The organism is Ruegeria sp. K11 (genome assembly GCF_056531905.1).
This window is the reverse complement of sequence record NZ_JBQFMP010000007.1, coordinates 22,577-44,162: the sequence shown is the minus strand read 5'-3', so window position 1 is coordinate 44,162 and position 21,586 is coordinate 22,577. Positions and strand designations below refer to the sequence as shown.

24 protein-coding genes are annotated in these 21,586 nt (G+C 56.9%); 15 read left to right on the top strand and 9 right to left on the bottom strand.

All coding sequences use genetic code 11. The features are described from left to right. Positions 1-29 precede the first annotated feature (29 nt). Both ACR0K4_RS12520 and ACR0K4_RS12515 read right to left on the bottom strand, forming a co-directional pair. Positions 30-911 (bottom strand): CobW family GTP-binding protein, encoded by an 882-nt coding sequence (locus ACR0K4_RS12520; RefSeq protein ID WP_480854233.1) that lies wholly within the window; start codon positions 909-911, stop codon positions 30-32. After that, positions 908-2,536, bottom strand: coding sequence for an amidohydrolase (locus tag ACR0K4_RS12515; RefSeq protein ID WP_480854232.1), 1,629 nt, complete (start codon positions 2,534-2,536; stop codon positions 908-910). Before ACR0K4_RS12515 ends, ACR0K4_RS12520 begins: the two co-directional genes overlap by 4 nt. A gap of 97 nt (positions 2,537-2,633) precedes the next feature. Here ACR0K4_RS12515 and ACR0K4_RS12510 point away from each other — a divergent pair, with 97 nt between their 5' ends. From ACR0K4_RS12510 to ACR0K4_RS12470, 9 genes are all read left to right on the top strand, one after another. Continuing rightward, a complete protein-coding gene (locus tag ACR0K4_RS12510; protein WP_480854231.1) occupies positions 2,634-3,575 on the top strand; it encodes a LysR substrate-binding domain-containing protein in 942 nt (313 codons plus the stop codon). A gap of 240 nt (positions 3,576-3,815) precedes the next feature. Then, positions 3,816-4,814 (top strand): TRAP transporter substrate-binding protein, encoded by a 999-nt coding sequence (locus ACR0K4_RS12505; protein WP_480854229.1) that lies wholly within the window; start codon positions 3,816-3,818, stop codon positions 4,812-4,814. Positions 4,815-4,873: 59 nt separating this feature from the next. Then, positions 4,874-5,413 carry a TRAP transporter small permease gene (locus tag ACR0K4_RS12500; protein ID WP_480518710.1) on the top strand — a complete coding sequence of 180 codons (540 nt, stop codon included), beginning with the start codon at positions 4,874-4,876 and terminating at the stop codon, positions 5,411-5,413. Continuing rightward, complete coding sequence (locus ACR0K4_RS12495) at positions 5,410-6,699, top strand: TRAP transporter large permease (RefSeq protein WP_480854228.1); 1,290 nt, start codon at positions 5,410-5,412, stop codon at positions 6,697-6,699. Before ACR0K4_RS12500 ends, ACR0K4_RS12495 begins: the two co-directional genes overlap by 4 nt. Positions 6,700-6,709: 10 nt before the next feature. Then, positions 6,710-8,323, top strand: coding sequence for an N-acyl-D-amino-acid deacylase family protein (locus tag ACR0K4_RS12490; protein ID WP_480854227.1), 1,614 nt, complete (start codon positions 6,710-6,712; stop codon positions 8,321-8,323). A 471-nt stretch (positions 8,324-8,794) separates the two neighbouring features. After that, positions 8,795-8,932, top strand: coding sequence for a hypothetical protein (locus ACR0K4_RS12485; RefSeq protein ID WP_480518704.1), 138 nt, complete (start codon positions 8,795-8,797; stop codon positions 8,930-8,932). 59 nt (positions 8,933-8,991) lie between these two features. Then, on the top strand, positions 8,992-9,120 hold the full coding sequence (locus tag ACR0K4_RS12480) for a hypothetical protein (protein WP_480518702.1): 129 nt from the start codon (positions 8,992-8,994) through the stop codon (positions 9,118-9,120). Beyond that, positions 9,098-9,433, top strand: coding sequence for a hypothetical protein (locus tag ACR0K4_RS12475; RefSeq protein WP_480518700.1), 336 nt, complete (start codon positions 9,098-9,100; stop codon positions 9,431-9,433). The genes ACR0K4_RS12480 and ACR0K4_RS12475 overlap by 23 nt, the downstream gene beginning before the upstream one ends. Before the next feature lie 56 nt (positions 9,434-9,489). Continuing rightward, positions 9,490-9,951: a glycine cleavage T C-terminal barrel domain-containing protein gene (locus tag ACR0K4_RS12470; protein WP_480854226.1), complete on the top strand. Its 462-nt coding sequence runs from the start codon at positions 9,490-9,492 to the stop codon at positions 9,949-9,951. A gap of 33 nt (positions 9,952-9,984) precedes the next feature. Here the strand turns inward: ACR0K4_RS12470 and ACR0K4_RS12465 are convergent, their stop codons facing one another. From ACR0K4_RS12465 to ACR0K4_RS12450, 4 genes are read right to left on the bottom strand one after another with little or no spacing between them, the layout of a single operon-like run. Then, on the bottom strand, positions 9,985-10,755 hold the full coding sequence (locus ACR0K4_RS12465; protein ID WP_480854224.1) for an SDR family NAD(P)-dependent oxidoreductase: 771 nt from the start codon (positions 10,753-10,755) through the stop codon (positions 9,985-9,987). A 44-nt stretch (positions 10,756-10,799) separates the two neighbouring features. After that, positions 10,800-10,895 (bottom strand): hypothetical protein, encoded by a 96-nt coding sequence (locus ACR0K4_RS12460; protein WP_480854222.1) that lies wholly within the window; start codon positions 10,893-10,895, stop codon positions 10,800-10,802. Between the two features lie 44 nt (positions 10,896-10,939). Beyond that, positions 10,940-11,614, bottom strand: coding sequence for a shikimate dehydrogenase family protein (locus ACR0K4_RS12455; protein ID WP_480854220.1), 675 nt, complete (start codon positions 11,612-11,614; stop codon positions 10,940-10,942). A gap of 29 nt (positions 11,615-11,643) precedes the next feature. Beyond that, positions 11,644-12,228, bottom strand: coding sequence for an ABC transporter permease (locus ACR0K4_RS12450; protein WP_480518690.1), 585 nt, complete (start codon positions 12,226-12,228; stop codon positions 11,644-11,646). Positions 12,229-12,423: 195 nt separating this feature from the next. Between ACR0K4_RS12450 and ACR0K4_RS12445 the strand changes: the two genes are divergently transcribed. Together ACR0K4_RS12445 and ACR0K4_RS12440 are read left to right on the top strand one after the other, a co-directional pair. After that, positions 12,424-13,365 carry a GntR family transcriptional regulator gene (locus ACR0K4_RS12445; protein ID WP_480854219.1) on the top strand — a complete coding sequence of 314 codons (942 nt, stop codon included), beginning with the start codon at positions 12,424-12,426 and terminating at the stop codon, positions 13,363-13,365. A gap of 349 nt (positions 13,366-13,714) precedes the next feature. Further along, on the top strand, positions 13,715-15,115 hold the full coding sequence (locus tag ACR0K4_RS12440; protein WP_480518686.1) for a DUF3179 domain-containing (seleno)protein: 1,401 nt from the start codon (positions 13,715-13,717) through the stop codon (positions 15,113-15,115). Positions 15,116-15,248: 133 nt separating this feature from the next. Here the strand turns inward: ACR0K4_RS12440 and ACR0K4_RS12435 are convergent, their stop codons facing one another. Next, complete coding sequence (locus ACR0K4_RS12435) at positions 15,249-15,455, bottom strand: DDE-type integrase/transposase/recombinase (RefSeq protein WP_480519098.1); 207 nt, start codon at positions 15,453-15,455, stop codon at positions 15,249-15,251. A 151-nt stretch (positions 15,456-15,606) separates the two neighbouring features. Further along, positions 15,607-16,416 carry an HpcH/HpaI aldolase family protein gene (locus ACR0K4_RS12430; protein ID WP_480854218.1) on the bottom strand — a complete coding sequence of 270 codons (810 nt, stop codon included), beginning with the start codon at positions 16,414-16,416 and terminating at the stop codon, positions 15,607-15,609. 193 nt (positions 16,417-16,609) lie between these two features. Here ACR0K4_RS12430 and ACR0K4_RS12425 point away from each other — a divergent pair, with 193 nt between their 5' ends. Together ACR0K4_RS12425 and araD are read left to right on the top strand one after the other, a co-directional pair. Beyond that, positions 16,610-16,912 carry a WGR domain-containing protein gene (locus tag ACR0K4_RS12425; protein WP_480854217.1) on the top strand — a complete coding sequence of 101 codons (303 nt, stop codon included), beginning with the start codon at positions 16,610-16,612 and terminating at the stop codon, positions 16,910-16,912. Then, positions 16,903-18,642, top strand: a complete 1,740-nt coding sequence (araD, locus tag ACR0K4_RS12420) for an L-arabinonate dehydratase (RefSeq protein WP_480854216.1) — start codon at positions 16,903-16,905, stop codon at positions 18,640-18,642. Before ACR0K4_RS12425 ends, araD begins: the two co-directional genes overlap by 10 nt. 85 nt (positions 18,643-18,727) lie before the next feature. Here araD and ACR0K4_RS12415 read toward each other — a convergent pair whose 3' ends face one another. Beyond that, positions 18,728-19,186: an Lrp/AsnC family transcriptional regulator gene (locus tag ACR0K4_RS12415; protein WP_480854215.1), complete on the bottom strand. Its 459-nt coding sequence runs from the start codon at positions 19,184-19,186 to the stop codon at positions 18,728-18,730. A 132-nt stretch (positions 19,187-19,318) separates the two neighbouring features. On the opposite strand from ACR0K4_RS12415, the gene ACR0K4_RS12410 reads away from it, so the two are divergent. Both ACR0K4_RS12410 and ACR0K4_RS12405 read left to right on the top strand, forming a co-directional pair. Beyond that, positions 19,319-20,551 (top strand): aminotransferase-like domain-containing protein, encoded by a 1,233-nt coding sequence (locus tag ACR0K4_RS12410; RefSeq protein WP_480854214.1) that lies wholly within the window; start codon positions 19,319-19,321, stop codon positions 20,549-20,551. A gap of 3 nt (positions 20,552-20,554) precedes the next feature. Then, positions 20,555-21,202, top strand: coding sequence for an RraA family protein (locus ACR0K4_RS12405; RefSeq protein ID WP_480854213.1), 648 nt, complete (start codon positions 20,555-20,557; stop codon positions 21,200-21,202). Positions 21,203-21,586 lie beyond the last annotated feature (384 nt).

Below are 21,586 nucleotides of genomic sequence, written 5' to 3'. Positions count from 1 at the left end.
TGTCAACATCGTATGTGACGAGCGATCGACTATCCCGCCCGCTCTGTCACCCCGGCCCACCAGGAATCGCAAATTCCGGGCGTCAAACGTGCCGCGAGACCTAATCCGATGAGTTCGGTTTGCACCGGTTGGGAAATCTCACTAACCGCCAGTTCTGACCCGACGATTTGAATCAGGAACCCGGCACCATGCTTGCCGCGAACGTGGCCTTTCAAACGATAAAGCGCCTCCGGTCGACAGTTCAGTACGTGCAACAGTTCCGCTTGCTCAAAGGACTTAGGCCCACTGAATGACCATTTTACATAGGCCGGATGCGTGATTTCGGTTTCGTCTGCAAGGTCTTGTCCTGTCAGCAGAAGCTGCTCGATCCCAATTTGGTCGCTTGCCATAACTTGCGCATCAGGTTTCAAAACCGACATTTCGGTGCGAAGGTCAGCGCTTAACGGCGATTTGCTGACGGCAATCATCTGAGCGCAGGCGATCTGATGTTTGTACTGAGCCGCGATCAGCGGATCGCGTCTCAGAGCTTTGAATTGAAGGCCATCCACAACCGTGACGATTCCAGCATGTATCAGATCGGGCTCAGCATGAGCGACGTTTGCGATACGGGCAGGATCAGCAATGCCGCTGGCTTCGATAATCATGTGGTCTGGTCGGGGGCACCGATCCAAAACATCGCCGACGGCAAGGAACAGGTCCGCGCCCATGGTGCAGCACACGCAACCATTGGACAGCTCCAACGTGTCTTCCGTGGCCGAGACCAGCAATTTGGCGTCAATGTTGATGGCGCCAAAGTCGTTGACCAAAACCAGAATACGCAACCCATGGTTCGATCCCAGAATCCGGTTTATCAGGGTCGTTTTCCCAGCGCCGAGATATCCGCCGATCACTGTCAGAGGCAAACGGTTCATAGGCGATGAACCTCGCCGCCCAGAACAGTGCCCAGAACCTGGATATCTTTCAACTCGCTCGGATGTACAGCCAAAGGATCATCCTTCAGGATCGCAAAATCTGCGCGTTTTCCCGTTTGAATCGAGCCGATCTCGTTATCCATTTTCAAGGTTTGCGCGGCCCCTAGCGTGATTGCATAAAGCGCTTCTTCAACGGTGATGCGCTGTGTCGGACCCAAAGTTTCTCCGCTCATGGTCTGACGGTTGACAGCGCACCATGCGGCGAACAGAGGACCCATCGGCGTGACCGGCGCGTCAGAGTGAATTGCGGTGACAACCCCTGCATCCAGACAGTCCCGCACGGCGTCCATCGCGCGGGCCCGATCCGGACCAATGGTCAACGCGGCATGCTGATCGCCGAAATACCAGATATGGTTGGCGAAGATGTTGCACGCGACACCCAGTTCGGCAGCACGGCGAAACATGGCCTCATCCATCATCTGACAGTGTTGCAACACATGACGCGCGCCGGGCCATGGGTATTTGCGCGCGGCGGCTTCCAAGGCGTCAAGCGTCACCTCCGCGGCCTCGTCCCCGTTCACATGGATATGCATTTGCAACCCGCGCTTTTGCATCTCTTCGCAAAGCTGGAAGATCTGGTCGGGGGCGGTGTTCCACAATCCGTTTGGCTGACCTCCGATGTAACCGGGCGCGCGCACGCGCGCTGTCCAGCCTTGTATCGAACCATCGGTCATCAGCTTGACCGCACCCAACCGCAACTTGTCAGTCGAGCGTTTGCGCATCGCAATCGCCTGATCCGCGATATCAACCGGAGCGCCCCCCATTGCACCCAACGCAGGGACCAGACGGGCAGGAAACGAGGCGCTATTGGTCGCGGCAATCAGGCGGGTGACGTCGTCTTCCGTGAGGGTGGCAAATAGATCCGTAACAGTGGTTACACCCGCGCGTTTGCACACCTCTCCATAGGATCGAATGGCTGCATCCGTTTGCGTCAGCGCTCGAAAATCGATGCCCGTGCGCCGCATGATCGGGAACATGGCGGCCATCTCCTGCAGCTCGCCGGTTGGCTGGCCGTCCGCGCCCTTGATCACGCCCTCAACATTTGTCTCCGCGCTGTATCCGGCCAAGGCCAAAGCCGCGCTGTTCGCACAGAGCAGATGAAAATTCGAGAACAGGATCGCAATGGGCCGGTCTGTGCTGACTTGATCCAGATGATGCCGGCTCAAGCGCTCAGTCGTCAGAAAGATCGGATCAAAGCCCCACCCCACCAAGGGCTGATCCGGTGCCAGAGTTGCTTCGATTGCCCTCAGACGTTCGATCACCTGCTCAATGCCGGTCATGCCCCGGTGCAGGTGCCCTTGCGGGTCGATCCTGTCTTGGTAACCGCAATAAGCATAGTCCCACATCGCACCGGCCATCATATGCGCATGGCCTTCAACAAATCCGGGCATCACTACAGCGTCGGACAGATCGATATGAGCGTCAGCCCCGCCCCACGGTTCCGCGCAATCGGAGCCTCCAACAGCCAAAACGCGCCCGTCCCGTACCGCGACATGGGTCGCATGGGGAAGGTTGCGGTCCATCGTCACGACCGATTTCGCATGAAAAAGAAGCGTTTCGCCCATATGCCTCTCCTGCCGTTTCCAAACAGCTATCCAAGCTTGGTGGCTTGGAAAAATAGAATTAGTATCAGAGTATCATACAAAAAATACAGGATAGGCCGTGCGCTTTACCCTCAAACAGCTTCAGTATTTCGACGCGGCTTTGCGTACCGGATCAATCGCCCGTGCATCGGTCGAGATGAATATTTCGCAGTCTTCGATCACCGCCGCCATTGATATGATCGAAAGCACCACCCAGACCGAACTGCTGCGGCGTATGCCCGCCAAGGGTATCGTCCCGACCGATAAGGGCATCGAAATCGGCGCGCGCATCCGGGTGTTTCTGGAACAAGCGCGCATCTTCGAATCCGATCTTTTGACCCTAACGGGCGATCCGGCAGGAACTTTGCGGCTGGGTTGTTATGCCCCCACGGCACCTTACGTATTGCCACCGATCCTGAAACGCATCTCGCACGACTTCCCGAATATCCGCGTCGAGATCAAAGAGGGCGATATGCTCAGCATTGCCGAGATGCTCAATAGCGGCGTTGTCGATCTGGCCCTGACATATCGCCGTGCAGCGCCCAAGGCCCAACCCTTTTTGCCGATGTTCAAGGCTGCACCCATAGCGATGATCCCGGATGTTTCGCATCTTGCCCAAAAGGCGCAGGTCACGCTGTCCGATCTGGCCGATTTACCTATGATCCTTTTGGACCTGCCCGGCGCTCCGGACTATTTCGAGGCACTTTTTACCGCAGAGGGGCTGCGGCCCCGCGTCGCCCACACCACCAAAAGTTCATCGGTGCTGCGCGGAATGGTTGCTGCAGATCTCGGCTATGCCATTCTCAACATCTGCGGTCCGCTGGATCGCAAGGGGCAGAACGGATATGTCGCAAGGCCGATTTCAGGGGAACAGGACGCCCCGTTTTATGGGGTCGCATATACGGGCGCAGGCAAACGGTCGGCCCTTGTGCGCAAAGTACTGGAAACCTGCAAGGAAATCTCGGATCGGGGTGGGTTTGACCATTTGTTGACCTCACCCGCGATGCCTGCGGCGCAATAACCCAAAAAATGTTAGAATACCCTAAGAAAACAATTGTTTTCTGCATCAATAAGGTTTGGTTAGCGTCTGCCTGACCCACTCACGGGACTGCAGGGCCTGAAAACCTTGTGCTTGTCCGGATTCGGTGCGCTGGGATTTGCAGAATTCAACCGACCCGTACTAGGCTTGCGGAAACACGATAAAACCGGGGCAGCGCACGGCACGATCAGACAACAAGAACGCACCAACAAGGAGGACTTCATGAAAATTTGGAATTTGAAAACCGCGACAGCGTCAGTGCTGGCATTCGCGATAAGCGCGACAACCGCACTGGCCGCCGATATTACGATGAATGTGGGCTTTGGCGCACCCGAAGAGTCTCTGTACGGTCGGTTTGGCAAGATTTTTCAGGAAAAAGTGGCCGAGCACACGGACGGCGCGATTGAGGTCAAGCTGCGCTGCTGCAACCAGATTTCCAGCGAGGATGAGGCGTTCAAGGCCATGCAGTTGGGCACGGTCGATGGGTTCTTTATCACGGCCAACAATGTGTCACCTCATTGGCCACTGATGGATGTGACGGTGCTGCCCTATATCTTCCAGAATGCCGAACATCTGGACCGGGTGTTGAACGGCGATGTGGGTCAGCAGATGAAAGACCAGTTGCAGGCCGACACCAGCGTGCATCTGCTGGCCTTTGGTCCGGCGCTGTATCGCGATTTCTACAATTCGGTGCGCCCGGTGAACACAATGGCCGACATGGAAGGTTTGAAAATCCGCGTGCCCAAGAATGAGGTGATGATCGCCACGTTCGAAGCTTTTGGTGCAAACCCCGTGCCGCTGGCGTGGTCGGAAACCCCAACCGCGCTGCAAACCGGTACAGTCGATGGCGGCGACAATGGCACCTCTTTCATTCGCGACATGAAATTCTTTGAGTTCGAGCCGCATCTGGTCATCCTCGAACATTTTGTGGCCTTCGCACCGCTTTTTGCGTCAGACAATTTCATGAAGAAGTTGAATGACGAACAGCGCGCTCAGATTCTGGCTGCCGCCGAAGCGGCAGGTGCCGAATTTGCTGCTCAGGTCGCGAGTGAGACCGAAGAGGTTCGCGCATGGCTGGTCGAAGAAGGCGGCATGGCGCGCACCGATCCGGACCGCACTGACTTTATTGCCGCCGCCCAAGGCGTGCAGCAGGAGTTCGCGGAAAAACGCGGCGAAGACTTCATCGCTTTGGTGAACGCCATTCAGGCGGCCGCCCAATAAACCAAACCGGGCGCCACAAGGCGCCCTTTTTCGGCCCGGTAAGCGGACGAGGGACAATTATGGCTGCACTCAAGTGGCTCGAACGGCATTTCGAGGAACTGATCTGCTGCACCTGTCTGGCGGTGATCGCCGTGGCGGTCTTTGCGCAGGTGGTGGCGCGCTATGTGTTTCAGGTTGCCTTGCACTGGACCGAGGAAACCGCGGCCATGTGCATGGTCTGGGCGGTCTATATGGGCGCATCGCTCTGTGTGCGCGAGCGGTTCCACATCCGCATCATGGTGGCGGTACAGGCCCTGCCCACCGGCTTTGGCAAGATCGTCATTTTCATCGCCGACATTTTCTGGGCTTTCTTCTGCCTGTTCATGCTGCGGATCAGCTGGGATTATCTGGCCGTCTTCTGGCGCTTTCCCGAAACCAGCCCCAGCCTGGGCATCAACCAGTTCTACCCCCAAACCATTCTGGTAATCGGCTACGCGCTGATGCTGATCCGTCTGGCGCAAACCTATGTCAACTGGTGGCGTGACGGGCGAAACGGCCTGCCGGGTATGCTGGCCGAGGAATGGGAAGCGACTACCAAGGATCAGGAGCATCAGATATGAGTGCTCTGATGGCTCTCGCCATCGCCTTTGTCCTACTGACGGTCATTGGCGTGCCACTGTTTGTGTCGGTCGGTCTGACCACAGCACTGGCGCTGTATCTGATTGATATCCCCTACACGCTGATGGCGCAGACCGGCTATGGCAGCCTGACGCCCTTTCCCCTGCTGACCATTCCGCTGTTCGTGCTGGCGGGGCGATTGATGGAGGTGGGCGGCATGGCCACCCGCATGATCTCAATCGCGACCAACCTTGTGGGGGCCTATCGCGGGTCAATGGGATTGGTGACGGTGTTCGCCTGCATGTTGTTTGCCGCGCTTTCGGGCTCGGGCCCTGCTACCACGGCGGCGATTGGCTCGGTCACGGTTCCGGCCATGAAACGCGAAGGCTATGACGTGCCCTTCGCCGCCGCCATCACCGCCAGCGCGGGCGCATTGGGCAGCCTGATCCCGCCCTCGAACCTGCTGATCATTTACGGACTGGTGTCCGAAACCTCGATCCCGCGCCTGTTTCTAGCTGGATTGATCCCCGGGCTGATGGTCACGATCCTGCTGATGATCACCACTTACATCGTCGCCCGTCAGCGCGGCTACGGAGGCGACGGCGAGCGGTTCTCATGGGGTCCTTTCCTGCGTGCGGCGTGGGACGGCAAATGGTCCATCGGCGCGCCGGTTCTGATCCTTGGCGGCATCTACGGCGGGGCCTTCACCCCGACCGAGGCCGCAGGTGTGGCCGTGTTCTATTCGCTGTTCGTGGGTTTCTTCATTTACCGCGAACTGACGATCAAAAAGCTGATCGAGGCGCTGCGGTTTACCTCTCTGCTGACTGGCATCCTGATCCTGCTGACACCCACGCTGGCCTTCGGACAACTGACCGCGTTCTATGACGTGCCAACGGCCGTGCAAGACGGCATAACCTCGATCACCGAGAACAAATTCCTCGTGCTGTTGCTGATCGGCGTGTTCTACATCTTCATCGGCACATTCATGGAGTCACTGGCCCAAATCGTCCTGTTCACCGCCGTATTCCTGCCGCTGGTCAGCTCTCTGGGCGTTGATCCGGTGATGTTCGGCATCTTCACCGTCATCACCTGCGAGATCGGGTTCCTGACGCCGCCCTTAGGTGCAAACCTCACCGTTGCGGCCCGGATATCCGGCATCTCGATAGAACGCATATCCGTCGCGGTGCTACCGTTCATTCTGGCCTATGTCATCGGTATGGTGATCCTGATATTCTTCCCCGACCTCACCACCTTCCTGCCCGACTGGCTGTACGGAGAAGCGAAATAGGAGGCGCCCCATGTTCGATCTTGTTTTGAAAGGCGGCACCATCGTCGATGGCACGGGACAGGACGGCTATGTGGGCGACGTGGCGGTCACAGGTGAACAAATCGCCGCCGTGGTTCCTGCCGGAGAGCTTCCGGCGCAAAAGGCTGCGCAAGAGATCGACGTCTCGGGTCTGGTGGTGGCTCCGGGGTTCATCGACATGCACACCCATTCCGATTTCACCCTGATCGCGGATGGGCGCGCGGAAAGCCAGGTGCATCAGGGCGTGACAACCGAGGTGATCGGCCAATGCGGTATCAGCTGCGCGCCGGTCAACTCGCCCGGCGACATCAGCCGCGTCGCACCATGGTACACTGATCAGGCAAAGCATGACACATGGCTGGGCTTCGGCGACTATTTGGACGTGCTGGACGCCACGGATCTGGGCGTGAACGTGATGGCCTTTGTCGGCCACGGCACGGTGCATCGCGCAGTGCTGGGCGACCAGCTGCATCCGGGTGAAGCCGAAGAGGTTGCCGAAATGGCCCGGTTGGTCGATCAGTGCATGGACGAAGGCGCAGGCGGTTTTTCCTCGGGTCTGGAATACTTCCCCGGCAGCCTCGCAGCGCCCGAACATCTGGTGCCGATGTGCGAGGTTGCGGCCAAGTACAAACGCCTCTATGCCACCCATGTGCGCAACCGCGACACGCATTACGATCTGGGCTTTGCCGAAGCCATCGCCACCGCACGCCAATCGGGCGCAAAGCTGCAGATCAGTCATATCCAGCCCAAATTCGGCGCGCCGGATTATGCGATGGATCATACGCTTGAGATGATCGAGCTGGCGCGTCGCCACGACGTAGACATCGCCTTTGACGTCATCCCGCATGATTGGAACCACACGCTGATGGCGGCGATCCTGCCGAAATGGGCGCAGGCCGGATCGGTCGATGATGTGCTGAAACGGCTGGCCGACCCAGAGTGTCGGGAGAAGATCAAAGCCAATCCGCAGCCGATGTGGCTGATCGTCAAGGCCGAGAAGTGGTCGGACATCATCCTGCTGAACGCCACCGTCAACAAGGACATCGTCGGTGCCGACTTTGCCGAGATCGGACGGATGCGCAACTGCCATCCCTATGACGCGGTGCTGGATATCCTGCTGGAGGAAGGTGAGAACCTGATGGCCTGCATGTGGTCCTCCAAATCCTTCCGCAACTCGGATGTGGAACTGTGTCTGGACCAACCGGAATGTGCCGTTATTTCTGACACGGTCGCAATCGCAAATGAGGGCATTCTGAAAGACCACATCGGCTCTTTGTCGGGCTATGGTTGGGCAGCTCGGTTCTTGCAATTCTATGTGCGCGACAAAGCCGTGCTAACGCTCGAACAAGGTGTGGCCAAGCTGACCTCGATACCGGCCCAGCGGCTGGGCCTAAAAAACCGCGGGTATCTGGCCAAAGGACAAAAGGCTGACATTTGCGTGTTCGACCAGACCAACATCGCCAGCAACGCAACGGCTAGGAACCCAAGAAAGTATGCATCTGGTATCGCTCATGTTCTTGTAAATGGACAAATGGCGATGAGGAACGGTCGGCGAACGTCTAACAACTCAGGTCAGGTTTTGCGTGATTTCAGCGTAACATCGTAATCCTGCTCACCAGGTGATGTGGTCATGGTCACGCCAATGAGATTACATCCGCTGCCGGCCAGCCCTCTATCCGGGCTCCAAGCGGCGGTCAGCCCGTCTCCGATTATGTGGCATGGAGGGACAGGCTTAAGGCTCAGGCACTGTGCCGCAAACACGGGATCCGTGATGCCACGTTCTAACAATACAAGGCGAAGTTTAGCGGCATGAACGTGTCGGATGCGAAGACGTTGCGTGCGCAGGAATGAGGCACAAGCGCCAATGGTTCGAACGCCGCGCCGAATGGGCACAACCGTCTGAAACGGATGTTGGCGGAAGCCATGCTGAATAACGCCGCACTCAAGGTTCTTGCGACAAAAAACTATTGGCGCCCGATGTCAAAAATCGAGCTGTGTCGGGTGTTATGGATCGACACGGCCTGTCTGAACGTCCCTTGCCCGGCAACACATGCAAAGCATGTGTGAGAGGGGGCGTGTGAGCAGCGCGAAGGTGATGGAAGAGATCAAGGTCACCGACATTCTGACCAAGGACGGAACTGTCACGGGCGTTATCACCAATCAGGGCACAATTAATGCCGAGATCGTGGTGAATTGCGGTGGCCAGTGGGCGTGACAATTGGGCAAGATGTGCGGTGTCAATGTGCAGCTACACTCGGCTGACGGTATTACGTCGTGACCGAGCAGATTGAGGGCGTGCATCCCGCCCTGCCCGTTCTGCATGTCCCTGACGGCTATATCTATTTCAAAGAAGAAACTGGTGGTCCGGTCATGGGTGGCTTTGAGCCGAACGCCAACGGGTGAATTACTTTGCACCGAAAGCGAAAAGCCCGAAATCCAGTACAGCTTTGGCCGCCGGAACTGGCACGATGCGGTGGCTGCCGAACACAAGAACACGCGCGAGGGCGTGTCGGTTTTCGACCAAAGCTCATTCGCCAAGCTGCTGGTGCAGGGCCGTGATGCATGCGCGCAGTTGAACCGCATCTGTGCGGCGAATGTGGACGTGTCGGTGGGGCAGACGGCCAATACCGGGTTGTTGAACGAACGCGGTGGGTATGAGCCCGACCTGACTGTGCTGCGCCTTGAAAAAGGCTCGGCGCCTGGAGCCGCGAACTGACGCCGCTTAAGGCTGGGCTGAGTTTTGCGATGGATTTCGATAAGCCCGACGGCTTCATGGGCCAGGCGGCGCTGCTGGCGGCGAAAGACGATCCCGATCACCTGAAAACCCGCATCGTGCAACTGGTGCTGGACGATGACGCAGCTCAGCTTTGGGGCGGCGAGGCTGTTCTATGCAACGGCCGCGAGATTGGAGAGGTCCGCTCGGCCGCTTTTGGTCACACGCTTGGCCCGACGGCAACCTTGTGTCAGGTGGACGCACCCGAGCGTGTGACGGAGGATTTTAACCGCAACAATTCGTTCGAGATCGACATTGCGGGCACGAGATATGCTGCAAACGCCCACTTACGCACGCCCTATGATGCCAAGAGGAGCGGCGAAAAGCCGACGGATAAACACGGGTGCCGGATCAGCAAAACTGAAAGGACAAACGTGTTCATGCGGTGCCAAAAATCATACTCAAATAGACAGATCCTTCGCAGAGTTGTGAACGCTGAAGCTTTCAGACTTACCAAGTGAATAGGCGATTTGAGTAATCCGTCGAAAGGTTGCTCAGATCGAGCCCGCTTCAACCATATAGTTGTTCGCCGAACACATGGCTGCATCGTCCGATGCAAGGAAGACCACCATGCGGGCCACATAGACCGGGTCTATCAAGTCAGGCAGACACTGGCGCGCACGGTGGTTCTCCAACGCGTCGGGTGTTGCCCAAAGCGTTTTCTGACGTTCGGTCATGATCCAGCCCGGAACGACGGTGTTGACACGGATGCGGTGTTGCCCAAGGTCGCGTGCCATCGTGCGGGTCAGGCCGTGAACGGCGGCCTTGGCTGTTGTGTAGGCGGGGAAACCGCCTCCGGCCTCCCACCAGGAATTGGACCCCATATTGATGATCGAGCCTCCGTCCCCTTCGATCATGGCCGGGGCCACCGCCTGAATGGCGAAGAACATGTGCCGCAGGTTCGTATTCGCCCGATCATCCCAATACTCCGGGGTAACATCGGTCCAGTCGTGGCGATCGTCGCGGGCAGCGTTGTTGACCAGAACCTGTGCCGGACCGATTTTGTCTGCCAGCTTTGCAAAACGATCGCGGAGTGCATCAATGTCGCGCAGGTCGCAGGTTTCGAAATGCACCGCTCCGCCGACAGTATCGACCAGGTTTTTGCTGGCTTGCTCGTCCATATCGACAAAGCCCACCTGACAGCCCTGCGCGGCAAATGCGGAAACGATCTCAGCGCCGATGCCAGACGCACCGCCGGTTACAAAGACGGTTTTATTCGCAAGGCTGGGATAGGTCGCGAAATTCGGATTTTGGGGGCTGACCATGGCGTAGATATCCTTCCAGAGGGCTGAATGATTAATTGTGGGTTTCAGATAACCTGTTTCAGACGGCGCCGCATAGGGGCCTTTTCGGGGCTGACACCTGTCAAAAGCTCGACACCATACCGCCCCTGTTCGATCAGCATATCCAATCCCTTGATTGTCTGGCATCCAGCGGAATTTGCGCGTTTCAACAACGGCTTTTTGGGCGGGTTGGGCACCATATCCACCACCAACGCGGATGCGGGAAGGCTGTCATAATCCAACGGCACAACCGCGTCGGGGTTCGGGTACATGCCAATCGAGGTCGCGTTGACGAAGACGTCGCAATCGCCCGGTAACCGGATTTGATCACCCAAGGGTTCAACGAAGTCGGGAGTCCATTCGTTTGCGCCAGCAACTCATCGGATTGAAGCAACTCCAACAGCGCTTCTCCGCGTGCCCTATCGCGGTTCACTACTGTGAGATGTCGGATACCCGCCAGCACCAGTTCGACTGCTATGGCGCTAGCCGCGCCCCCTGCCCCAAGCATGACGACGTTCAACCCCTTAGTGGATTGAACACCCTCCAGTGCCCGCACCAGCCCGCGCCCGTCCGTGTTTTCGCCGATCAACGAGGCGGACGGAACGATCTCGTCCGGATGATCTATCACAGCGATTTTTTGCGGCATGGTGCAGTTGAACCCGGCAAAGCCGATGGCACGAAGTCCCTGAACCGCCGCTTCCAGACCGTCCTCAGCGACTTCCAGCGTGAGATAGCGCCAAGCCAAGCCGCGGTGATCAGACGCCGCGTGCACCATGGGTTCGCTGGGATTGTCCCAAACCGGCTTACCCATGACGCTCACCAGATCTGTCTTGAATTTCATGATGTTCTACGCCTGTCCGTCCGGGGCAATCAGTTGCTGCGGCTTCGTGATTTGATGTAGGTGTCGAAGGCTACGGCGGCCACGATGATGATGCCAATCACGATCTGCTGCCAAAAGGGTTTGACGTTCAGCATGACTAGGCCATTGAGAAGCACGCCGATCAGCAACGCGCTGGCTGCGGTTCCCAGAACAGACCCGATGCCGCCAAACAGGCTGATGCCGCCAATGACGACCGAGGCGATAACGCGAAGTTCAAAGCCGACGCCTGCCACGGCTTCGGCGGAATTCAGGCGGGCAGACAGAACAAACCCTGCCAGCCCGGCGCAGTATCCGGTGATCGTGTAGACACTTGCAATCACGAATTTGACGTTGATGCCCGACAGTGGCGCAGCCTCGGGGTTGGCCCCTACAGCGTAAATGCTGCGGCCATAACGGGTGTAGTTCAGGACGTACCATGCCAGAGCTGTTCCGCAGACAAACAGGACTACCGGAACAGGGACATGCCGCCAAGAATCACGACAAACGCCGGCACATTGAACACCGTTGTGGTGACGCCCTGCAAAAGCCCGGCCATTGTCCCCACAAGTACGGCCGCCGCAAAGGCCCAGAACCACCAGATCGCCTCTTGTTCCCCGCGGCCCAGAGAAAAAGACTCGGTCTGCCCCCCGTCGCCAGCGCCGCACCGACGATACCCGCCGCCGCAAAGGTGGAGCCGACGGACAGGTCAATGCCAGCCTAAATTTGGCCTTTTGCATACAAAAGTGGTTTTTCAAGTTAAGTGTGGTTTGGCTGAGGCGCTTTCCGGTCCAATGTACGCGAAGATCAGGGGCAGGTTGTCTGACGCGATTGCGACCAGCCGAATTCCCGATGGAACCCGTCTGACCGAGTCAATCGTGGCCGATCATTTTGGAGTCAGCCGTCAGACCGCGCGGAACGCGTTGCATGAACTTCGTGTCCTCGGTCAGGTTCGCGTGCGGCCAGGGAAACGCGGGTTTTTTATTGCGGGTCCCCAAGCTGCGTCCAAGCCAGAGATACCTGAAACAGACCAGAAGCATCCCCTTTCGAACATAAAAAAGCGGAAACGCGACACCAAGTTGATGGAGCGTTATGACACTATAAAATCCGAGTTGCTGGCAGCTGCAAGTACCGGCGAATTCAGGATTGTACCCTCTAACCTGACCGAACAGCATCAAATAAGCAGAACCGTTCTGAATGACATTCAGTTTCGCCTGATCGCAGACAATATTGTGCGGTTGGAAGGGCAAAGATGGATTCTGAACCGGTTCGACAAAGAGACATTTGGCGAGCAATTCGCCGTTCGTAAACTCTTGGAACCGTATGCCTTAAATGAAGGATTCGATCGCATCGACAGGTCCTTTGTTCAAGACCGCCTCGAACGGGTCGCTACAGCAAGCGCGCAGACCGAACACTATTCATCCCACCAACTGGAAGCGGACCTTCATGATCGGGTACTTTCATTTTGCGGCAACAAATTTCTTATGGCCATGCTGCGCAAATGCAGATTGGTTCACATTTTTAACAGCTATTATTACCCTCGGTACCATCCAGAGACCCTCTTTGCCAAAGAGCATCAGATAATTTTACAAGCGATCTTATCTGGTCATCGGGAAGCGGCCTGTACTGCGCTCGTCGATCATCTTGAAATATCCCAACAAACCACAATGGAACGTCTGAGCCGTTTTTCCGCAGATAACGCAGATTCAGATTTAAGTTATCTCAAACCAGTCTGAAACCAAGGCGAACCAGCGGGGGTGGCTCCATCTCGCGACGATCCTGAACGACATCAACCGTTTGCTGTTGGCGCAGCGGTGATGATTGAAAAGTGCCGCTTTTTGCGTAATTCCAAGCCACAAATAAAGCTCGTACATATAGACCGCGACGCAATATCTAAGGCACTGGTCGTGCCGAGGCTTTGACTCGCTTGCCCCGGCTCACAAGGCTTGGCGAAAACGTGATTTTGCTTGCTTCTGCAGATCGTCCAACCTTTCGCCGGATGCTACGCAAGGTCGTTTTGCGAAAACAACGATGTTCAGGCGCGCTCTTGCTCCGACAATAGGTAGGTTTATGGAGACAGTTGATATGAAAGCTTCGTTGATGATGCGCAAAAGCAGTGCATTTGGGTGCCTTCTGTTGTTGGCGTCGTTTCTGAAACTGACCGTTGTGTACTCGGAGCCGTTGCAAGCGCAAACGGCAAAGCAGTTGCCTGAATACGTGATAGAAGAGTTTGGCCACCCACCAGATCTTCCGACTGACCCGCTGAGCACCGCAATGCAATTTGCGCTTCGGGTTGCGTTCGTTGACAGTGTTGCACTCTCGACATGGGGTGAAAACCAAAGGCTGGCACTGGCCGAAGTCGCATCATCCGGTGACCCTCGGTTGGCGTGGATCATCAGCGATTTGATGCGATTTGTACCCTCGCAGCAATTAAACGCTGAATTGACAAATGCCGCCGCTACGCTGTTGGGTAAAGAGATCGGGCTTGAAAACAGCTGGGGTGTTGTCACCGACCACCTTATTGCCTGGGACATTCCGGAACCGCCCGACTATCTTTCCTTCAAACGGTCGATTTTCACCAGTATCGTTCCTGGATGGGAACCTATTTTTGCCGAAGGCGATGTAGATTGGAGGATGGTGTCCTGGGGAGGGGTGCTGATCGATGACCGTCCTTATGACAAAACCGATGACGGGTGCAATTGTATCCCTGCCGCTGACAACCCTCAGACCAGCAGTGCTGAAGATGCAACCTGGTTGAAAGACGACGACATCGTTTTTGGCATTTCCATAAACGGCGAACATAGGGCGTATCCACGCCGTATCATGGAAGTCCGCGAGATGGTGAACGACACTCTGGGTGGTCGTGACCTTGGCATTCCGTATTGTACTTTGTGCGGGGCCGCGCAGGCCTATTTTACCGACGGTTTGCCTGAAGGGATCGAGCGTCCGATTTTGCGGACTTCGGGGTTGCTTAACCGGTCCAACAAAGTGATGTACGACCTGAACACCTACTCTGTGTTTGACACGTTTTTGGGCCATGCTGTTACCGGACCCTTGTCCGAGAAAGGTCTGCAGCTCGATCAAGCTACAGTGGTCACTACGGATTGGGGCACGTGGAAACAGGAATATCCGGATACCACGGTGTTGCTTGAGCGTTATGCGCTGGGTCGCGATCCGGATTTCCGCAACGGTCGAGACGCAAACGGCCCCATCTTTCCGATCGGCGATGTCGACCCACGTTTGCCGGTTCATGAAGATATCATTGGTGTTGTTACGGCTTCGGGCAAACCCGTTGCGTTTCAAAGAAGCGCCGCGCTTTTGGCTTTGAAACGCGGCGACGAGATCGTTGTCGAAAACGTTCAGCTGGAACTTGTCGCCGGCGGGATAAGAGCCGTGGGCCAGGACGGGTCGGACCTTGGCAGCCACCAAGCGTTTTGGTTTGCCTGGTCTCAATTCCATCCCGATACAGAGTTGTGGCAACACTGAAAGGTGTTCTGGTCAGCCTTCTGAGATGCGGTCATCTTCAACCGGGGCATGTGTTATTCAGGGGTTCGCAGTCCACGAACCAACTCAGCGCTTTCAGTCCCCCAAGTCTTGAAGCGCCTATACCCCTTTTACATCATCGCCCCGCTGCCCGGCAGCCGTTGCGAAGCAAACGTTCAAACAAGGAAGCTCTGCACGCCTCATGAAGACTGGCGAAGACCTTCGTCGCAGCAGCTCTCTTCCGGCTCTTGGACAACATGACTTTCGGGGTCTTGCCGTGTTTGTCGACCTCTCGGCAAAGATAAACCCACGTGCCTTTCAGTGTCGCATAGGTTTCATTGATGCGTCACGAACGGCATTTGTGACGCTTTATATTCTGCGCTTTTGCAGCAATGAGGCCTGGACACCGCGACAGGGATTACATCCTCCGAAGACTGAGTGTTAATGAACGAGATAGCGAACCGGCCGCCGATGCCCGGAAATCCGATTTGTTTTCAATACACACTGGCGTTATCGTTGTTTTCTCCTGCTTGTTTGGTGAGGTTGCGCCATTCAGACACTGTGTTCGACGCCGCACTGGCCAACAGGCGCGCATCGCCGGAAACTGTTGTCATGTTGTAGCCCCAGCTTATGGCGCGTGCCGCGTATGCAGCGGACCCGCAATGAATGCCGGCGGCAATCTTGTGTTGCCTACAGGTTTCGGCGATTTGCTGGATAAGCGCGATCATTTCGGCCTCTTCTCGATCCAGACCGGGTTGCAGACGCCCTTGTTGGGTACCCAGCGTAAGATCCGCCGGGCCGACATAAATTCCGTCTAGACCCGGTGTCGAGGCGATGTCTTCCAGGTTGCGCATACCGTCGGCAGTTTCGATCATGGCGAACGCCAGGACATGCTGATTGGCATCAACGCCATAGCCCGGCATTGCAACCGACGCCCGTGTCGGGCCAAAGCTGCGCTGGCCCTCCGGCGGATACCGCGTGTACGAGACGAATTCTTCGGCCTCAGTGCGATTGTTGATCATGGGGCAGATAATACCCATCGCACCTGCGTCCAGCGCTTTCATAATGGAACCTGCATCGCGCCATGGAACCCGAACCAAGAGCGTCGCATCCGAAGCGCGCATAGTCTGAAGCATTGGTAACGCCGCGGGGTAGTCAAGCGCCCCGTGCTGCATGTCGATTGTCAGGCTGTCATAACCCTGTGCCGCCATAATCTCTGCCGTAACGGTGCTACCGATTGAGCACCAACCGTTGACCGTAGGGAGTCCGGCGTCCCATTTCTTTTTGATATTCGTCGTCTGCATCGGGCTCTCCTGTATCAATCGCAACACGTGTAATAAGACGCATCTTGCTTAGTCGTTGTTTCAGTCACGAACTTGACGAGGTCCGCTGGTAACAAAGATGTCGGGATGTTCTCATAACATACAAGCCGCAAAAAAACGGCTTATCAACAATGTCCTGCCCGAAGTCGCACCGAGATTCGCTCCTACCGGGTAGGTGGCAGCAATCACACCTGTTCTCCTGATCCGCTCGGAAAAGGACATCAACACGGCCTGGCTCTATGTGGTTGAACTGCAGCCGATGCAGTTTGGGGCGGAGCTCGTCCATCGAACCTGGGGACAAATTGGCACAAACAGGCAAGCTATATGGGTGACGTATGATAACGAAGCTCAAGCCGGAAAGGCGCTCCTAATACTCGAAAGGCAAAAACATCGTCGAGGGTATGTTCCGACCTGTAACCAGACTCGACACCATGCGTTTATTGCTGCAGGGTTTCCCAAAACAAAGGGATGCATTTGACCCGCAAGACACCTGAAAACCTGCGTTCGGCGCGCTGGTTTGCCCCAGACGATCTGCGCTCCATGGGCCATCGTTCGCGTGCGCTCCAGATGGGATTGAGCGGTGAAGACTGGGAAGGCAAACCCGTTGTCGCAATTGTCAACACTTGGTCTGACCTGTCGCCCTGCCACCACCACCTGCGCGATCGTGCCGAATGGGTAAAGCGTGGCGTTTTGCAGGCAGGAGGCATGCCAGTGGAACTGCCGGTCATGGATTTTGCCGAGCAGTTTTTGAAACCAACGTCTATGCTTTACCGAAATCTCGGTGCAATGGAAGTAGAAGAGACGCTGCGCTCGCATCCTGTGGATGGAGCGGTTCTGATGGGCGGTTGCGACAAGTCTACACCGGCCTTGATCATGGGCGCCGTCAGCATGGGTCTGCCTTTCATTTTCCTGCCCGCTGGTGCCATGCTGCGCGGCAACTATGCGGGGGAGAAGTTGGGGTCGGGCACCGACACCTGGAAGTACTGGGACGAGCGACGCGCGGGAAATATCACAAAAGATGAATGGCAGGGTGTCGAGGGTGGCATCGCCCGCAGCTATGGCACCTGTATGACAATGGGAACCGCAGCCACCATGATGTCCATCGCTGACGGTTGGGGGCTCACCCTGCCCGGCGCATCTTCCATCCCGGCGCCAGATGCAAATCACAAACGCATGGCCGCTGCCTGCGGTCGGCGCGTTGTCGAGATGGTCTGGGAAGATCTGACCCCCGACAAGATCATGACGCCAGCGAGCACCCGAAACGCCGTCACGGTAGCAATGGCCACCGGTTGCTCGACCAATGCCATCATTCATCTGATTGCGATGGCGCGGCGGGCAGGCGTTCCGCTAACCTTGGAAGACCTGGACGAAATCGGGCGCTCGACACCGGTGATCGCCAATATTCGCCCTTCCGGGTCGGATTACCTGATGGAAGATTTCTACTATGCGGGCGGGTTGCCCGCATTAATGCAAGAATTGCGCGACAAGCTGGATCTGTCCGTCACGACGGTGACAGGGCAAAGCTTGGAAAAGGACATCGAGGGCGCGCGTACCTATCATCCCGACGTCATCCGCCCCCTGTCCAACCCGGTTTACCACGAGGGTTCGCTGGCCGTGCTGAAGGGCAACCTTGCACCAGACGGCGCTGTCATCAAACCGGCCGCCATGGACCCCAAATTCATGACCCATTCCGGCCCAGCTATTGTTGCAGACAGCTATCCCGAGCTGAAGAAGATCATAGAAGACCCGCACTATCCGATCACCGCAAATCACGTGTTGATCTTGCGCAACGCCGGGCCGCAAGGTGGCCCCGGCATGCCCGAATGGGGGATGATCCCGATGCCCCAAGCGCTGTTGGCACAGGGCCATCGCGATATGGTGCGCCTTTCGGACGCCCGAATGTCGGGCACGTCCTACGGCGCCTGCATCCTGCATGTCGCGCCCGAAGCTTTCGTGGGCGGTCCGCTTGCACTTGTCGAGGACGGCGACATCATAGAACTGGATGTGCCAAACCGTTCGTTGAACCTGAAAGTTCCCGACGAAGAACTAGCCCGCCGTCGCGCCGTTTGGGCTCCGCCAGAACCACGATATGAACGCGGTTACGGCTGGGTGTTTTCACGCCATATAGAACAGGCGGACAAGGGCTGTGATTTCGACTTTCTCCGGCACGATTTCGGCAGTCCTGTGCCAGAACCTGAAATCTTTTAGCGGCGCAATTGTACGTCAGCCTAAGTTTAACAATGACGCGCGGTTGGCAAGAAGCCGTCACAGCGAAAGCGCGGTGCCGCGAGGATCACATCGCTCCGAATCCGGTTTCCGACTCCCCTACAACCAACATCGTCGAGGTTTCAGCAACTTCAGGCAGGTTTTGCACTGTAGTTGTGATGAACAGGCGCAGGGCGTCGATATCCTGAAACCAGGCTTTAAGGATATAGTCTGCCGCTCCGGTGACCATCAGACACTCCGAGACCTCGGGGCTTTGTTTGACAGTCTGTTGAAAAACCGCGTGGCCGTCTGGTTTGTGTTTGGCCAGCTTCACGGAGATCAGAACGCAGATCGGCATTCCCAGACTTTCGGGCGAAATGTCTGCGCGATAGCCTCGAATTATACCAGCCTGTTCCAGCTTTCTGACACGGCGGGCGCAGGGTGTGGGCGATAACCCAACGATTTCGGCAAGGTCGCTTATGGGAAGACGTCCATCGCGCCGGAGTTCAGCCAGAATTCGCTTGTCGATTTCATCAGAGTCGAGCATTGCCATTATTCCCTAGTTTAGGATTAGTTTTTAGCGTTAATCACCAATTTAGACAGGGTTGGAAGCAAAGAACGCCGGGATTGTGCGCGCGTTTACGGCTAACCTGCGGTTAAACCAGACAGGAGGCTTGATATGGGGTCGGAAAGCGCGTTGGACGCTGAAGGTGACCGGATTGTCGAATCCGCGTCCTTCGCCAGTTGGTTATCCGAGACGAATGAAATAACCCGCGCCTTTCTGGCCGCCGGCCAAATACCCGGTTTGCTCAACATCGCAGGTGGACTGCCCGAACCGACTACGTATCCCGGTCGCCAGATCGCAGCCCTCGCCCAAAAGGTTATCCAGAACCACCCGACCGAGACACTGGGATACGGCCCGATCGAAGGTCTTCCAGACTTGCGTGCGATCGTCGCGCATCGATTTTCAACCGAGAACTTCGAACTGACCGCCGCAAACGTTTTGATAACGACAAGCGGAATGCAAGCGCTCGATCTGCTGGGGAAAGTGTTGCTGGACGAAGGGGATCTGGTTGCGGGCCAGTTTCCAACCTATCTCGGAGCCCTTGATGCTTGGCGTCCCCGCCGCCCGCGCTTTCGAAACATGGATCTGAATGCTGAAGGATTTGATCCGTTTCAGGCCATGAGCGGTGCAAAGTTCGCCTATACCGTGCCCAATTTCTCAAACCCGACCGGGCGGTTGGTGGGACTGGAAGTGCGGAAGAACTTGCTGAGCGCATCTCACGGAACCGGTGCATGGCTCGTAGAGGACGACCCCTATGGCAGCCTTTGCTATGATGGCGATATGCCCCCGAACGTGCTTGATCTGGCTCTTCGGGCCGGGAATTTGTCCAACATCGTTTACCTGGGTACGATGTCAAAACTGATCGCCCCGGGCCTGCGTGTGGGTTGGGTGATCGCCAGGCCCGAGATGATTGCCGCTCTGACGCTTGCCAAGCAGGGATCGGACATGTGCACAAGCGGTATCACACAGCGCATCACACTTGAAATCCTGAAGTCCAACTTGATCGAGTCAAGCCAAACGCAAGTCCTCGACATCTATCGCAGGCGCCGCGATGCCCTTTGTGAAGCGCTGAAAACCCACCTGGCAGAGTGGTTTGAATGGGACGTGCCTACGGGCGGTATGTTTGTCTGGGCGCGCGCGCGGGACGAAAATATCAACACGGACCGCCTGTTCGAGATTGCGTTGGAAGAGAAAGTCTGCATCTCACCAAGCAGTGTTTTTGATGCCCACGGGGAAAACCGGCAGGGACTCCGTCTGAATTTCACGTTGAACGACGAGGCCAATCTGACCGAGGCCGTTCAACGATTGGCTAAAGCGGTCCAGCGCCAACTGACCGAGAAAGGGTAAAGAATGCCGATTACCATCCATCCAGAAAATGCCCCCGTAAGTCAGGACCAAATCCTGGCGTGGCAGGGTGTGCCCGCAAGTATAGTCGCCGACTTGCAGCCATCCTGTCTGATCGATCCGGCGATCCGGGCGCAGACCTTGGGAACCGGGCCGCTTCATCTGCTGGGGCGAGCCCGGACTGTCTCGGTTTCGCCGCCGGATTTCGGGGCCGTCATTCATGTGCTGGATCATACAAAGCCCGGCGACGTGGTGGTGATCGCCGCCAATGGCGAAACCGAATTCGCCATGATCGGCGAAATTCTGGGTGGGCATCTGAGGGGACTCGGCTGCAAAGGCGTGATCGTCGACGGGGCCGTGCGCGACATTGACATGCTGGGCTCATGGCCGGATTTCCCCGTCTTCGCCCGCAGCGTCACGCCCCGGGGGCCCACCAGCGCCAGCGCCGGAGAAGTCAACGCATCCGTATCTTTCGGCGGATGCAAGATAGCTTCGGGTGACTTGATCCTGGGCGACCGCGACGGGCTTGTTGCCGTCTCTCCGGATACAGCGCGTGATTGCCTTGCAGATGCGAAAGACAAAATAGCCCAGGAAGCTGAATGGATCGCCGGTCTGAAAGCAGGCCAGCGCGCCACGGACGTGTTTGGGCTGTGACTGTAAGGGCCATTCCGAAGCGGCGATAGTTGTGATCGCGCCGCGGCGATGGAGACAATCCAGGGAATTTGCTCTCTGACAGGTTGCAACGGCCACCAGAACGTACATTTGGGCGGTGTGGGCCGCGATGAAGGCCCCGCCACAGACGGCTTCATCGGGGGCTTCGGTGACTTTTGTTATCGGAAGGGTCTAACCAGCGACCTCGGTGATGGATACCGGGACGCCCCGGCGCAACTCAAAACCGGGAACCGGGACGCAGGTGTAACAGCGGGCACGTTGCGCGGTGTTCAAGGCCATGATGATCGGGTCCTGCGCAACGCGGCGACTGCGGTACACAGTTTCCGTTCGCCCATTTTACGCCGCCGAAAATGCACAACGCGAGGG

Excerpts from the sequence above, each read along its gene's own strand:
- ACR0K4_RS12520 (WP_480854233.1), bottom strand. The coding sequence starts at position 911 with ATGAACCGTTTGCCTCTGACAGTGATCGGCGGATATCTCGGCGCTGGG.
- ACR0K4_RS12515 (WP_480854232.1), bottom strand. The coding sequence starts at position 2,536 with ATGGGCGAAACGCTTCTTTTTCATGCGAAATCGGTCGTGACGATGGAC.
- ACR0K4_RS12505 (WP_480854229.1), top strand. The coding sequence starts at position 3,816 with ATGAAAATTTGGAATTTGAAAACCGCGACAGCGTCAGTGCTGGCATTC.
- ACR0K4_RS12500 (WP_480518710.1), top strand. The coding sequence starts at position 4,874 with ATGGCTGCACTCAAGTGGCTCGAACGGCATTTCGAGGAACTGATCTGC.
- ACR0K4_RS12495 (WP_480854228.1), top strand. The coding sequence starts at position 5,410 with ATGAGTGCTCTGATGGCTCTCGCCATCGCCTTTGTCCTACTGACGGTC.
- ACR0K4_RS12490 (WP_480854227.1), top strand. The coding sequence starts at position 6,710 with ATGTTCGATCTTGTTTTGAAAGGCGGCACCATCGTCGATGGCACGGGA.
- ACR0K4_RS12470 (WP_480854226.1), top strand. The coding sequence starts at position 9,490 with ATGGGCCAGGCGGCGCTGCTGGCGGCGAAAGACGATCCCGATCACCTG.
- ACR0K4_RS12465 (WP_480854224.1), bottom strand. The coding sequence starts at position 10,755 with ATGGTCAGCCCCCAAAATCCGAATTTCGCGACCTATCCCAGCCTTGCG.
- ACR0K4_RS12460 (WP_480854222.1), bottom strand. The coding sequence starts at position 10,895 with ATGCTGATCGAACAGGGGCGGTATGGTGTCGAGCTTTTGACAGGTGTC.
- ACR0K4_RS12455 (WP_480854220.1), bottom strand. The coding sequence starts at position 11,614 with ATGAAATTCAAGACAGATCTGGTGAGCGTCATGGGTAAGCCGGTTTGG.
- ACR0K4_RS12445 (WP_480854219.1), top strand. The coding sequence starts at position 12,424 with ATGTACGCGAAGATCAGGGGCAGGTTGTCTGACGCGATTGCGACCAGC.
- ACR0K4_RS12440 (WP_480518686.1), top strand. The coding sequence starts at position 13,715 with ATGAAAGCTTCGTTGATGATGCGCAAAAGCAGTGCATTTGGGTGCCTT.
- ACR0K4_RS12430 (WP_480854218.1), bottom strand. The coding sequence starts at position 16,416 with ATGCAGACGACGAATATCAAAAAGAAATGGGACGCCGGACTCCCTACG.
- araD (WP_480854216.1), top strand. The coding sequence starts at position 16,903 with ATGCATTTGACCCGCAAGACACCTGAAAACCTGCGTTCGGCGCGCTGG.
- ACR0K4_RS12415 (WP_480854215.1), bottom strand. The coding sequence starts at position 19,186 with ATGCTCGACTCTGATGAAATCGACAAGCGAATTCTGGCTGAACTCCGG.
- ACR0K4_RS12410 (WP_480854214.1), top strand. The coding sequence starts at position 19,319 with ATGGGGTCGGAAAGCGCGTTGGACGCTGAAGGTGACCGGATTGTCGAA.
- ACR0K4_RS12405 (WP_480854213.1), top strand. The coding sequence starts at position 20,555 with ATGCCGATTACCATCCATCCAGAAAATGCCCCCGTAAGTCAGGACCAA.